Below are 14790 nucleotides of genomic sequence, written 5' to 3' on the forward strand. Positions count from 1 at the left end.
TTGCAATGCAAACAAGCGTTCATTGGTTAGAGAATGTTGCTTTTGAAGCAAAAACTCAAAGTGGTCACACCATCATTATGGATGGTTCAGCGGAATATGGCGGTGAAAACCGTGGTCCCCGTCCAATGGAACTGCTTTTAACCGGTCTGGGTGGCTGTGCATCTTTTGATATTGTGACCATTTTGAAGAAAGCCCGTCAGGATATTAGCGATGTACGTTGTGAGTTAAAGGCTGAACGTGCGGATACAATTCCGGCAGTTTTCACGAAAATTCACTTACATTTTGTCGTGACAGGCAAAGCCATTAAAGAGAAACAGGTGGCAAAAGCCGTAGAACTTTCTGCAGAAAAGTATTGCTCTGCCAGCAAAATGCTTTCGGATGGCGGCGTTGAAATTACCCATGATTATGAAATTATCGAAGCAGAATAAACTTGCAATCTTCTAAAAATAGCAGCCTGAATGGCTGCTTTTTTATCCCAACAAATTGCCGGGAAAAATTTCTGAAGACTCTATCTGATTAAGTCCCTTGAACCAGGTAATGGGTGCCATCTTCAAAGATCAGAATATTGTCTGGAAATCTTAAAGCGCCAAGTCGATGTCTGAACGCGACGCCCTGCTGACGATCGAGATAGCGTTTGCCCACTGAATAGTCTACACAAAATACATTTTGTTGCTGTCCATACCATTGCAATGCATCGATCGATTTAAATAGTCCGGCCTTTTCTTCAGTAGTTTTAAAGTTTCGCCAATAATGCCCAGTAATCACTGGAATTTGATCGGTATAGTTGTCCCACCATGGCAAACGATCGATCATGCGCCATCGGCCACCGGCGTAAATGGGTTGCACCGCGATCTGTTCTGCACCTGAAGTGATGACCCGAATTGGATTATGCATCTGCTCACGCAGCTCTTTTTCTGCGAGGTGTTGCAATAAAGGTAAAGTTGCAGCTGGGTCTTTGAACTGGTGTTGGTATTGTTGCTGTTCATTCTGTATTAATTCATTAATACCTAAGGCTTGCAAATCCAGCGCTGTATGCTCAACGAATTTAGCATAGGCTTCTCTGAGCGAATTGAAATGAGAATCACGTAATCGATCAATGGATTGCTGATGCCAGCAGGCATGTACCACACGCAGCTGCTCAGACTCGAGCGCCACCGGCAAGCGATTTAAAAAATCCAGAATCCACTTATGGTCTGTGGCTGAAGCCTGTATGGAATCAAAAGGTTTCAGATCATCCTGATGCGGTGAACCAAAAAACCAGCCATTGCCTTCCCGAAAAGTATCGGTCAACAGGTTCAATTCATGATTGCCAATGACACATTGTGCATAGCCTTCATCTACTAGCTGTTTGACCCGCTTGATCACCGCGACACTATCCTGCCCCCGATCACACAGATCACCAACAAAAATCAGTTTACGCTGTTCAGGATGACGACCGTGCCGGTCATAACCCAATACATGAATCAGTTGTTCCAGTGCTGCAATCTCGCCATGAATATCCCCAACGATATCCACGGGGCCAGTGAAAGCCTGTTGTATAAATGAATATTTCACTTATGCATCCTGAGTTAAAATGAAGCCAGATGAACATCCTTGGAGTATGCTTTAAATTTTTTTAGATCGGAATACAGAACACTAGATACTTTAAATAGTTCAGTTAAAATATGTCAGGTTTAAATAAAGATTTTTTATAAAATATATTTTATCTTGATTTTAAAATGACCTAAAAAATACCAGACATAATCCTTATATGCTTTAAGAGTTTAGTCCTGCTATTTTTTGTATTTTTGAGTGCAGGCTGGACTTTATGAAACAATTAAATTTATTACATTAAAATTAAGTCATAAAAAAGCCCATTCTTTGAATGGGCTTTTTTGAATCTTGGTAGGTATATCCAGACTCGAACTGGAGACCTCTACGATGTCAACGTAGCGCTCTAACCAACTGAGCTATACACCTAGAATGTATGGCATATTATAAATTTTTCTGACTGAAGACAAGTCTTTTCATTTGATTTTCAAACTGTCAGCACAAGTTTTAAGCAAATCCTTGAATTTTTTCAATTCTTGATCAGTAAGTTCTGCTCCTGAATAAAGATACTTTTCAAAAATCCGGATTGCCTCTATAAATGCAGACTGATTTTCGACCTTAACCTGTTGGGATAAACGCTGCATCCAGTGATGAAAAGTTTCAGCAGGCTGTTTTTTGAGATCGTCAGCTAAAGATTGATTCAACTGTTGGATATCACGATCAAATGGGGATTGAGCCTGTCGGGCTTTTAGATAAATTCTTAATATATAAGCTAGAATCAGTAATGCAATACTGCCGAGCAAAACCACAATACTCGAATAAACCGAACTCAGACCTAATTTTGATAGCCAGTTCTGTTGCGATTCTGCATTATAACCCACCACCTTGCTTTGCCACTGGTAGCTGGCATAATCGCTCCAGACCCGCATCTTGGTCATCCACTGATTATTCTGCGATGTCCAGGTCGAATTATTTGACCAGACTCTTTCATCTTGAGACAGCAGGTTTTGCATTCCGCCATCTATACGTTGCGGCGCAATCATGGCGGTCGGATCAAAGCGCTGCCATTTCTGATCTAACCAGACTTCTGTCCAGGCATGAGCATCCAGTTGCCGGACTTCCCAACTCTTACGATCCGGTGCCAGTTCCCCACCCTGATAACCAGTCACCACACGTGCAGGAATCCCGACATAACGCATCAGCATGACAAAACTCGATGCATAATGCTCACAAAACCCTTGCCGGGAGTTAAATAGAAATTCATCAATCCGGTTTTGTCCCAACTGGCCCGGTTTCAGGGTATAAACAAAGTTATTCTGCTGATACCAGTTGAGAACGTTCTGCACATAACGGCGTGGATCTTCAGCACTTTGCATATATAGGCGTTGTGCCAGCTGCTGCGCTTGAGGATCCAATCTGCGCTGTACCTGGGTATTGATTCGCGCAAGATATTGACCTACAGCCTGAGGATCATATTGTGTCCCAATCCACTGCAGCGGAATCGGTTCAACGCGTTGCGTGAGTCGTCGCGGTACAATACTCCAGTCCTGACGGTTATAATAACGGCGCTCTACAGGTATCGATTTTTCCAGCCCCATGATCCAGAACACCGAAGGATCCGCAGCCAGATATTGATAGTTCCATCCAACCGGCACTGGCGAGCTATCCATGGGCTGTCGCATTAAAGGTTGCTGATTGACGAAGCTGCTGGTCCAGCGTTGACCATCATATTCATCCAGTACCAAGGCGCGCCAATACAGCTCTGAACGCGGTGGGAGTTTGCTGACATCACCGATAATCCGGAAAGCCAATGCACTAGACTGCGATAATTCAGCAATATCACCAGGCGACATGCTGTCGCTAATACCGGTCACGCCTTTATTTTCTGGGATGGGAATATGCCAAAGTGGTGGCAAACGCGGGAAGAAAATAAACAGCAGCAGGAAAAATGGAATGGCGTACAGGATAAACTTCGCTACATGCTTGGCATCCTGTTGTAAGGCGGCACGCTGGGTGGTCGGCTCCTGCTCAAACTCGCTGGTCTGAATCCGGTACAGGCCAATCAGACAGCTGATTAAACACAGCACAATCACGATCGCCATGCCAAATGACTGACTGTATAAAAATGAACTGGCAGCGACAAACAGGGCAAAATTAAACAAAATAATTAAGTCACGCCTGTTTTTACTTTCCAGTGATTTGGCAAATAAAAATGTCGATAAAACTGCCACTCCAGCTTCAACACCAATAAAGCTCTGATAACTTAAATAAATACTGCCCAGTGCCAAAACTGTGAGCAAGAAGGTGCCAATTTTAGGAAATGGCTGCTGACGTTTCAGATAAATCCAGATACACAGAATACTGATGGCAAAAATAATGCTGAGTAAAACCGGAATAAATGCCATTTGGGCGATGAGAATCAGGCTCAAGGTCAGTACAATCGAAGTATGGATTTTTGCATTGATCATTGCTTTATCTGCCTTAGGCCTGTGCCAATAACTGTTTGGCTTTACGCAGTTGCGCTTCACCTGCACCCTGTGGCAATTCGGCTTGGGGCAAATGCAGTGCATAAGCACATTGTTGTTGCTCGCATTGCTCGATCAGTCCCATCATAAATTCAAGTTTTTCTTCATGTGATTGCGTCGGCATATGTTCATAATGAATCTCGATACTGTGTTCATCCTGATACTGCTCAAAAACCTTGACATATAAGCCCTGTCCTCGGGCAAACTGCTTCCAGGATACCGACTGCAAGGAATCGCCAGTCTGGTAATTTCGCAGTTCGCGAAATTCATCCATATCTGGTTCAAAGCGGTTCAGATGGTATCTATTTTCTGCGCTAAAAACTTCTGCTTTGGGCGCAACCCAGGCAGTATGCTGATGATAAAGATAAGTCCAGGCCCGAACCAATCCAAAAGGATAAACCGAATATATTTGAATGACGGGATAATCAAATTTACCGCGTTGCTCTGCATAAAATGGCAGGATAAACTGCTGCTTCTGTGCATTCAGATAAACTTTGTGTAGCTGATTTCCAGCTTTAATATACAAATAATGTGGTCGAACTTGCTGCTGCTGAAAATACATTTGCAGATTCAGACTGTGTCCGACCTGCCCCACTTCATCCGCGATTAATTCAATCTTCAAGCCATGCAGCTGCTTAAACGTCAGATAAAAACTGATACACAGCACAGCACTGATTAAAAAGCAGAAACCTAAAATCAGATTGTTGGCATAATTCACCCCTGCCACAAAGGTGATCAAGATCAACACCAGATACAGATAGCCCTGCTGATAAATAAATACCAAGACGTCTTTCTGCGAGAGCTGTTTCTGCTGTGAAAATTGAAAGCGTTTGGCCAGCCATTCTTGCCAGGTTTTATCCAAGAGAGGACTCCTTTAGCTGACCGCAACCTGTTGCATGACATTCAAAGTTTCAGCTTCACTCAAACCCAGACGATGTGAAGTCACCGCCACAAATACGGCCTGTACGTCATCCGCTGTGACAAAGGCACGTTGCTGAATCAGCGCATGCGCTTGTGCTGCACGCTTGAGTGCCAATAAACCACGGGTGGACAGGCCATGACGGTTCTTGCGGGTTTCTTCCGCCAGATCCAGCAGATATTCCTGAATCGCTTCACTCATAAAGACCTGATGCGCCAGACTTTGCAGATCCAGAATTTCATCTTCAGTAAAAATATGCGCCAGACTGGCAATCAGGGCAAAACGGGATTCCTGCTGTAATAACAGCTTCTCGGCATGACGCGATGGATAACCCAAAGACAAACGCATCAGAAAACGATCCAGCTGCGATTCCGGCAAGGCATAAGTGCCGCTTTGAAACAGTGGGTTCTGTGTGGCAATCACCCAGAATGGTTTTGGCAAGGCATAGCGTACGCCATCAATGGTGGCATAGCCCTCTTCCATGGCTTCAAGTAAGGCACTCTGGGTTTTGGGGCTACAACGGTTAATTTCATCTGCCAGTAAAATCTGGGTGAAAATCGGGCCTTGTTTAAACTCGAACTGATGTTCTTTCTGGTTAAACATATTAATACCGATGACATCGCTGGCCAGCATATCGTTGGTAAATTGAATCCGCTGGAACTTCAACCCTGCCAGATGTGCCAGACTACTCGCCAATGTGGTTTTCCCCAGACCCGGTAAATCCTCAAATAGAACATGACCACCTGCAATCAGACAGCACAGCGCCAACTTGGTCTGGGCCTGCTTGTCCAGTACGATGGCATTGACCTCTTCAAAAAAATGCTGGATCTTGGGCGCATAACTTGCAATCTTTTGTTCAAGCACAGTATTGAGATGTGCAGTATCGTTATTTTCCTTTTGTTTCATGCCCCAGATCACACTAATTTTCCTAATAAAACACGGTCTAGGATTAACATACACTGAAATTTTAATTTCCCCAAAAGATCAATTCTCTATCTGTGTAACTGAATGAGAATACCCGCGACAAAATGGCAAAAATTCAAATAAAAATAGGTGGGTTTTATCAAGTACGGAGAAAATGGCAACATAGAAAACAGGCAAAAAAACCGGTTCAAGAAGAAATCATTTTTTCTTCGAGTGCGAGTATTAATACCTCGTATACATTTTATTTATGATAGTTAAAACACCATACTTAAAAGGTATGCAGATTTATTTTTATCCTGGATTTGAATCAAGAATATTCTGAAACAACTGAGTGAATGAAATGAGAGGTCATTCGCTCGGCCATTTTTAAGACCGATATTTAGGCATAAAAAAGCGCCCCGAAAGGCGCTTGTTTTACTCAATGATTAACACGGACACTTTTTCATCCCGCCGCCTGCCGATGGATAACGCGAATCCACACAGTGACGATAAAATGTTTTCGGGTCCATCGCTTCCAGGTCTGGATGATGCTTGCGCATATGCTCCACATAGGTCTGGTAATCTGGCACCCCAACCATCAGGCGGAAACTTTGCTGCAAGCGTTGCCACAAGGTCGCAATACGTGACCAGTTTTTCGGATTCAGAATCAAATCCTTTTGTGACATCACGGTCATTTTGATGATTTTATAAATCATGGTTTTTCCGCTTTTGGCAAATTTCAGATTCATAAGACTCTCCTTAATGACCTTTCGCTGGCTGAATGTCTTCAGGATCGCGATAGATGGCTTCCGCTTCATGCACAGAAGGATTCGGATCTGCTAAAGCACGACGAATCACGCGAATCGCGGCGAACAGCATCACAAAAGCAACGATCATAAAAAAGGCACAAAGTGCGGCATTAATCTGATTCGACATGGCCACAGTCTGCATTTCTGCAATACTTTTAGCCGGCGCCAGGATTTCATTATTGGCGATGGCCGTATTGAAACGATCAGCTTGTGCCAGGAAACCAATCTTCGGATTTTCGTGGAAAATCTTCTGCCAGCCGGCAGTCATGGAAGTAATGAACAGGAAAACGGTCGGGATAATGGTGACCCAGACATATTTCTGTTTTTTCATTTTGAACAGAATGACTGTACCGAGAATGAGCGCCATCGCAGCCAGAATCTGGTTACCAATACCAAATAGCGGCCATAAGCTGTTAATGCCGCCGAGTGGATCGACCACGCCCTGATAGACGAAGAAGCCCCAACCTGCGACTGCAACCGCAGTACCCAGCAAGTTACCAAAGAAATTATGCGAGTTTTTCACCGCAGGAATCACGATGCCGACTGTATCCTGCACCATAAAGCGACAGGCACGCGTACCGGCATCTACCGCTGTCAGAATGAATAGAGCTTCAAACAGAATCGCAAAGTGATACCAGAACGCCATCATTTCACGGCTATTAAAAATTTCCGTGATGATATGCGCCATACCAATCGCAAAAGTCGGTGCACCACCTGTACGTGACAGAATCGAGTTTTCACCGACTTCTTGAGCCAATAAAGTCAAGGCTTCAGGGGTTACCACAAAACCAAGGGTACGCACTGCTTCTGCCGCACTTTCTGCGGTAGTCCCGAGTAAGGCGGCTGGCGAGTTAATCGCAAAATAAATTCCCGGATCCAGAACTGCGGCACAGATCAAAGCCATGATCGCCACAAAAGATTCCATCAACATACCGCCATAACCGATCACACGGATATCGCGTTCGTTATTGACCAGTTTCGGTGTCGTTCCCGAAGAGACCAAGGCGTGGAAACCGGAAATCGCACCACAGGCAATGGTAATAAACAGGAATGGGAACATGGAGCCTGCAAATACTGGGCCAGTACCATCAATAAACTTGGTCACCGCTGGCAGTTTCATTTCAGGCATGGCAAACAGAATACCAATCGCCAGACCGGCAATTACACCAATTTTCAAGAAAGTGGATAGATAATCACGTGGCGCAAGCAACAGCCACACCGGCAATACTGATGCAATAAATCCATAGATAATCAATGCCCAGGTCAGCTCAGTTCCCGATAGTGTGAAGAACGGCCCCCAGTACGGATGTTGCGCGATGTTTTCACCGTAGATGATCCCGAGCATCATCAATACAAAACCAATAATCGACACTTCTGCAATTTTACCCGGACGGATAAAACGCATATACACGCCCATAAAGATCGCAATCGGAATCGTGGCAGCAATACTGAACACGCCCCACGGACTATTGGTCAAGGCTTTAACCACCACCAGTGCCAACACCGCCAGGATGATGATCATCACGCCTAAAGCACCCAGCATGACGATAATACCGGCAAAGGTGCCGAGTTCCTGCTTGGCCATTTCACCGAGTGAACGACCGTCACGACGGGTCGAAATAAACAGCACCAGAAAATCCTGTACCGCACCGGCCAGTACTACACCGACCAAGAGCCAGATGGTTCCGGGCAAATAACCCATTTGTGCGGCCAGGATCGGACCGACCAGCGGGCCTGCACCGGCAATTGCAGCAAAGTGATGGCCAAACAAAACACTTTTATTGGTTGGCACATAGTCCAGACCATCGGCCAGACGATGCGCAGGGGTTAAACGGCGTTCATTCAGCTCAAATACTTTGGTGGCAATAAACAGGCTATAGAAACGGTAAGCAATGCTATAGACACAGGCAGCTGCCAGTACCAGCCAGACTGCATTGACATGCTCACCCCGACTCAGGGCCAGCATTCCAAAGGAGACTGCACCCACTATGGCTACCAAAAGCCAAATTATTTTCGAAGTCAGCGTGGACTTCTTTTGTAAAGTTTCCATTCAATCCCTCATATTGTGATGCATACAAATCAGCGCGGTTGTTGTTGTTCGAAGTACTGCTGTTTTCCCTTGCGACTTTACGCCTGTTCTTTTCACTTTCCTCTAAGACTTTGGCATAAAAAAAGGGATGATTTAAATCATCCCTCTCGATAATAGTCTATTTTCAAACCATTATGCACGTTCTAAATAATCACCAGTACGGGTGTCTACACGAACGCTTTCTTCTTGCTGTACGAATAATGGAACACGTACCACAGCACCTGTTTCAAGTTTCGCCGGCTTACCGCCACCGCCAGAAGTATCACCACGAACACCTGGATCAGTTTCAACGATTTTAAGTACTACGAAGTTCGGTGGAGTCACGTTTAAAGGCACGCCATTGAACAACATGATGGTACATTTTTCATTTGAATCGTCTTTTAACCATTTTGCAGCCTCGCTCATCGCTGTTTTATCAGCTGCGATCTGTTCAAAGGTAACAGGATCCATGAAGTTCCACATTTCGCCATCGTTGTACAAGTATTCCATTTCTACTTCAACGATATCAGCCGCTTCTAGGTTCTCGCCTGATTTGAAAGTTTTTTCCAGAACTTTACCTGATTTAAGGTTACGTAATTTTACGCGGTTAAAAGCTTGGCCTTTACCTGGTTTTACGTATTCGTTTTCCATGATTGAACATGGGTTGCCATCAAGCATAACCTTAAGGCCTGACTTGAAATCATTCGTAGAATAATAGGCCATGACTGGCGCACTCCAAACTTACTAACTTTAATCTATTGATGCTATGGGCTGTTGCAATGTCATTTAGCAAGTCTGACACGAACATTGAGTTGCCACATGCACATTCATTTGATGTTGCGTATTCTAAATGAGCAATACACTTTGCCGCAATGAAAAAATCCGCTTTCACCCGCTCAGGCTGTTTAAGTTACAATCAGACATGAAAATCCTTTGTTTATTCATGTCTTGCTCAACGTTAAAATAGCATCAGGCGAGCACGAAGATCAGCATAGCTTAATCACTCTTTATTTTACAGCGCAGTGGATTATTGCGCTTGCGCACAAACTGTTAAACTGCGCCCATCAGGCTTTGTCCTCTCACTTATTATTGTTAATCTTCCAGCATGACAAACTATTTATATCAAGAACAAAACTGGCAATCACAGCTCAGCGACCTGATCACTGATCCACGCGAACTGCTTGAAGTACTGCAACTTGCACCAGAGCAACTGCTCTCAGGTGCCATTTTAGCTTCTGAACAGTTTAAGTTGCGTGTCCCACGCGATTTTGTGGGCAAAATGCAGATCGGAAACCCTTTAGACCCCCTGCTTTTACAAGTGCTGCCCCATCATCTGGAACTGGAAGAACATCCAGAATTTGTTACCGATCCCTTGGGCGAAGAACAGGCCAATCAGCAGCCCGGCGTATTACATAAATATAAATCGCGTTTCTTGCTGACGCTGACCGGTGCCTGTGCCGTGCATTGTCGTTACTGTTTCCGCCGGCATTTTCCTTATCAGGACAACCTGCCTAAAAATGAAGACTGGATCAATATCAAGCAATATCTGCAAAGCCAGCCCGATATTAATGAAGTAATTCTGAGCGGTGGTGATCCACTGACCTTATCGAACCGGAAATTAAAAACCTGGATTGAACGACTAGAATCAGTACCACATCTCAAATTCTTAAGAATACATTCACGAGTTCCTATTGTGATCCCCAACCGAGTCGACGAAGAGCTACTTAGCATGTTAAAAAACAGTAGGCTACGTATTATTCTGGTGGTACACTCAAACCATGCATCGGAGCTGGATGACTTCACTTGCAAGCGTTTAAACCAACTGGTTCAACAACAGATTACTGTGCTGAATCAGGCAGTTTTATTAAAAGGTGTGAATGATTCTGCTCAGGTTTTGACAGATTTAAGCTATCGCTTGTTTGATGCCGGGGTGATGCCGTATTATTTACATGTACTTGATAAAGTAAAAGGTGCACATCATTTTGATTTACCACCTGATGACATTTATGAGATTTATACTGAAGTTTTAGCGAACCTTCCGGGGTATTTGGTTCCTAAACTGGTTCGAGAAATAGCGGGCGAGAACAATAAGACACCGCTTTTTGGGGTTTCAACATTTTTGAGTTAAATAATAAAGATGAGCAAGCATACGTCCGACATTTTTCAGACACCGACGGAACTCACACGGGATCAGCTGAGCTTTTGCCCGACGACTGCCAAAGCTTTGCAAGAGTGGGTTTCCGGTATTTCAATTTTGCAACTGGGAAATTCATCCAAATCCCTGTTTAATGCCTTATTAGAAATTTCTGAGCTGAAATGCACAGAAACCCTGCGCTTTGACCTGATTCAGGTCTTGCATCCGACCCTTGAAAATGTTCTGACCAGTCTGGAAAAGCATTTTGTCAATCAGGGGCTGATTACTTCGGATCGTAACGATCAAATCATTGAACTGGCCATGCTGCTGCGTAGCCATTTTGCCAAAATTTATATTGATATCGTCAAACGCTGTAATCATCAACTGACCCATCAAAAATTTTCCCTGTTTTCTCTGGGTAAAAAGAAAAGCATTCAAACCGCGCGTATGGTGTCGATTTATTATGCTTTGCAACAGCTCAGCCTGCTGTTATATCAACAGCATATGTTATACAGCACACCGGATATGGGGCAATGGTTGGCTGCACATCAACTGCTTGAATGTGCAATCGAAAATAATTTCTACCAAAGCAATATCAATCAGGTTTTAGGCACCCAGCACGAGATCCAGAATATTGCACATGCTTATGCTCAACTGATTTTACTGGATATTTTTAATACCCATCAGATTCGCCCTGCAGAAATTCAGGGGCTGTACCTATGCAGTTTTGACTGGGCCAAACTGGTGCAGATTCTACCGAAAGAAACCACACTGTCCCGCTATGTGGTGGATGCCAGCAAAGATCACCCCCCGATCTTTAATTCGCATCAGGGTGAAAATTTTCAGCCAAGCTTCTATATTTCCACCCAGAATCTGATGGAACATTTGACCCATACTCAAAGCAAAAATGCCCAGTATCTGTCGCGTAATGAAAAACTGTTCCTGACCCCTGCACTACATTTTCATATCTATAATCTGCTCTCGAATAATATCGAACGCCGTCACGAACGTTATGAATATTCAGCCCAGATCAATATCTGCTTTGGCTTGACGGTGGCACATTTTTATCTATCCAAAGGTAAAAACTTTAACGAGACCCTGGAACTTGAGGCCAATTATAACTTCCAGAGTGAAAGCAGTTTTGTCAGCTCAATGGAAAATGCCATTCCAAGTGGTTTTAGCAGCATCAAGGCCCTCGATCGCGAAACCAAACAGATTCATAGCGCTGAAGTTCTGGATATTAGTGTCAATGGTTACCGGATTAAATGGTCAGGCATTACCCCTGCCAATCTGAAAACCGGTGAATTTATTCTGGTTCAGGAAAAATCACAGCGTCAGTGGCGTGGTGGTGTGATTCGCTGGATCAAGCAATCGACCGACAAGAGTCTGGAAATTGGGCTGGAAGTTCTGGCTCAGGAATTATTCCCTTGCGCGGCTTATAGCCGTACCGAACGCCATCATGTCAATTATCAGCCTGCACTGCTGGTAAAAATGACGCAACTGGATCAGGTCACGACCAGTGTGATTGTCTCTGGTTCACAGATGTTTAGGGAAAAACAAACCATTCATTTACGCCTCGGTCAGAAAGAATTAAAAATCTATCTGACCAAAGCACAACTGATTACGCAGAGTTTTATCCGTTTTGATTATGAATTATTGAATGATCAAGAAGAAGAAATGATAGAAAACTTTATCGGTCAGCACATGAATGAAAGCAGAAATCATGATTTATGGGAAGCATTGAAGTGAGAAATCCATTATTGTCTAAAAAGTTAAAACGTACCGAAACACGTTTACTGATTATTGATGATAATCAAATTAGATATAACCAAATCCGTGATCTTCTGACCAGCAATGACTATCAGGTTGATGCTGTCCTGCTTGATGATTTGCAATCTTTTGAAAAACAGTTAAATTTTAACTGGGATCTGATTATCTTTGGCCGTGCTTATGATCTGAAATATGAACAGGCCTTAAGTCTGGTGCGTCTTTCCCAGCAGTCTCATCTGCCGATGATTTTGCTTAAACCGGATGACTATCAGGCTGAACACTATGCCCAGTATATTCATAAAGGAATTTATGACATTCTCAATTTTGACTACCTGGAACGCTTTTATGTGGGACTGGTTCGGGCATTGTCATTTAGCCGTGTATCGCAGACCCAGCAACATTTGCTCAATGAACTGGAAGCAGCACAAAGTCAGACACAATCCTTAGTCGAAGATAGTAATCGTGCCATCGCAACCATTCAAGAAGGGATTCATATTCAGGCCAATGCAGACTATCTGAAACTGTTTGGCTTACAAAGTGAAGACGAGATTATTGGCCTGCCGCTGCTAGATCTATTACAACCTTCTGATCTAAACGACTTTAAAACACGTTTCAAAAAGATTTCTCAAGGCCAGGTCGATTTAGGCCGGGTTGAAATCCACTCTCTTAATCCGCGTGTCGCCGCATCTAACCCATTAAAACTGGAATTCTTGCCATCCAGCGCTGAAGAAGATGCACTACAAATTACTATTGATACTCAGGCTCAAGCAGGCAATACCGAGAAGCCGGCCGGAAAACCGAGTACTTTCCAGCTCCTTAAACGTGAAATAACCAAACAGTCCGCACCTGTAAATGCCATAGTAACTTTCTCTTTAAGTTCCTATGAACCAGAAGTTCTACAGTCTGAGTGGACGACGTTTAGTGGATATTTCAAAGCTGTTAAAGAATTCCTCAAAGAACAAACCCATGTTCCATTATTCAAGCTGGAATATGACGTCCTTGTCGGTCTGTTCCAGGCAGATTCCAAAGCAATTCTTGAATCCAAACTGATCGGATTAAATGCACTCAGCAAGCCACAATTAGTGACAGTGGGACAAAATTCGTTCCCGCTCAATTTACGCATGGGTTATGTGGTTCTGGAACAGGGTTTAAATGATGAAGCGCACTGCAATGAACTGATTGCACGAGCCTTCTCTACGTCTTTACCTCAAGCAGAAGTAGCACCTGAATTTGTACTGGATATTCCTGCTTCACTGAGCAACCAGCCATCTCTAGAAATGCCGCAGATCGATTTTAGTGTGGCTGAAACACCAATCGAAAGCCCAACAGTTGCGGCGATCAGTCCAGCAGTCAGCTCTATTCCTGCGGCGACACCTCATATCCTGAAAGCTTTGAGTGAATGTCTGGATCGTGGTGAAATCCATTTAAAATATCAGCAGTTGTATGATAAAGAAGATACCCGCCTTTATACTTATGAAGTGACCAGCGGCTTCATTTATGAGAATAAATGGCAGGATATTTCTACACTCCTTGAACTGCATGAAGATGATGAGCTGTCGATTAAACTGGATCGCTGGATTCTGGTTGAAGCCAGTAAACAGTTGCACAACTTTATTACCCAGTATCCGGATGCGACCTTAATCGTGAATTTGAACCGTGCGGTACTCTTTAAAGACCGTAGCTTCCCGGAATTTATTTCCAAGCTGATTACGATTATTCGCAGCAAAGTCCGACATCCGCTGATCCTGCAATTCTCTGAAGAAGATATTCTGCTGAATCAACAGGATGCGCAGAAATATCTACGTGTTCTGCATGAACATGGCGCGCTGATTGCGCTGCGTGATTTTGGTCAATCGATGTATGGTCCGAATTTGCTGCGTGAGCTGGAAATAGATGGTGTCAGCTTGCATTCCAGCTTGACCCAGATGCTGAATAACGAGACTGGAGTCGAGCAGCTGCAGGAAAAAATCACCAGCTATAATGATATCAAACCGCTGAATATTCTGGTCCGCGAATTAAATGATATGACCCTGTTCGCCAATGCCTGGAATGTTGATGCCCGCTTTATTCAAGGGGATTATTTCCAGAAAAAACTCGATCACCTGATTGATGTACAAGAGCATTAAATAGTT

Annotated in this window: 11 protein-coding genes and 1 tRNA gene; 4 read left to right on the plus strand and 8 right to left on the minus strand. The window is 43.9% G+C overall.

The window, feature by feature from the left end; genetic code table 11:
• The first annotated feature begins 5 nt into the window (after nt 1–5).
• Nucleotides 6–428 (plus strand): OsmC family protein, encoded by a 423-nt coding sequence (locus FTU40_RS00685; RefSeq protein ID WP_005171632.1) that lies wholly within the window; start codon nt 6–8, stop codon nt 426–428.
• Nucleotides 429–516: 88 nt separating this feature from the next.
• Here FTU40_RS00685 and FTU40_RS00690 read toward each other — a convergent pair whose 3' ends face one another.
• From FTU40_RS00690 to efp, 8 genes are all read right to left on the minus strand, one after another.
• Complete coding sequence (locus FTU40_RS00690; protein ID WP_180039396.1) at nt 517–1554, minus strand: metallophosphoesterase; 1038 nt, start codon at nt 1552–1554, stop codon at nt 517–519.
• Between the two features lie 328 nt (nt 1555–1882).
• Nucleotides 1883–1959: transfer RNA gene (locus FTU40_RS00695), tRNA-Val, on the minus strand.
• Between the two features lie 47 nt (nt 1960–2006).
• Nucleotides 2007–3998 (minus strand): DUF3488 and transglutaminase-like domain-containing protein, encoded by a 1992-nt coding sequence (locus FTU40_RS00700; protein ID WP_180039398.1) that lies wholly within the window; start codon nt 3996–3998, stop codon nt 2007–2009.
• A gap of 13 nt (nt 3999–4011) precedes the next feature.
• Complete coding sequence (locus tag FTU40_RS00705; RefSeq protein WP_005171639.1) at nt 4012–4917, minus strand: DUF58 domain-containing protein; 906 nt, start codon at nt 4915–4917, stop codon at nt 4012–4014.
• A 12-nt stretch (nt 4918–4929) separates the two neighbouring features.
• Nucleotides 4930–5892 (minus strand): MoxR family ATPase, encoded by a 963-nt coding sequence (locus FTU40_RS00710; protein ID WP_005096506.1) that lies wholly within the window; start codon nt 5890–5892, stop codon nt 4930–4932.
• A gap of 431 nt (nt 5893–6323) precedes the next feature.
• Nucleotides 6324–6626 (minus strand): YbdD/YjiX family protein, encoded by a 303-nt coding sequence (locus FTU40_RS00715; protein WP_005096505.1) that lies wholly within the window; start codon nt 6624–6626, stop codon nt 6324–6326.
• 10 nt (nt 6627–6636) lie between these two features.
• Nucleotides 6637–8736: a carbon starvation CstA family protein gene (locus tag FTU40_RS00720; RefSeq protein ID WP_180039400.1), complete on the minus strand. Its 2100-nt coding sequence runs from the start codon at nt 8734–8736 to the stop codon at nt 6637–6639.
• Nucleotides 8737–8907: 171 nt separating this feature from the next.
• Complete coding sequence (efp, locus tag FTU40_RS00725) at nt 8908–9477, minus strand: elongation factor P (RefSeq protein ID WP_005096501.1); 570 nt, start codon at nt 9475–9477, stop codon at nt 8908–8910.
• Nucleotides 9478–9859: 382 nt separating this feature from the next.
• On the opposite strand from efp, the gene epmB reads away from it, so the two are divergent.
• From epmB to FTU40_RS00740, 3 genes are read left to right on the plus strand one after another with little or no spacing between them, the layout of a single operon-like run.
• Entirely contained in the window at nt 9860–10882 is a 1023-nt protein-coding gene (gene epmB, locus FTU40_RS00730; protein ID WP_180039402.1) for an EF-P beta-lysylation protein EpmB, read from the plus strand.
• A gap of 9 nt (nt 10883–10891) precedes the next feature.
• Entirely contained in the window at nt 10892–12637 is a 1746-nt protein-coding gene (locus FTU40_RS00735; RefSeq protein WP_180039404.1) for a GTPase, read from the plus strand.
• Nucleotides 12619–14784: an EAL domain-containing protein gene (locus tag FTU40_RS00740; protein ID WP_180039406.1), complete on the plus strand. Its 2166-nt coding sequence runs from the start codon at nt 12619–12621 to the stop codon at nt 14782–14784. Before FTU40_RS00735 ends, FTU40_RS00740 begins: the two co-directional genes overlap by 19 nt.
• Nucleotides 14785–14790 lie beyond the last annotated feature (6 nt).

The organism is Acinetobacter sp. YH12100 (genome assembly GCF_013419135.1).
In the GTDB taxonomy this organism is placed as follows: Bacteria; Pseudomonadota; Gammaproteobacteria; order Pseudomonadales; family Moraxellaceae; genus Acinetobacter; species Acinetobacter pseudolwoffii.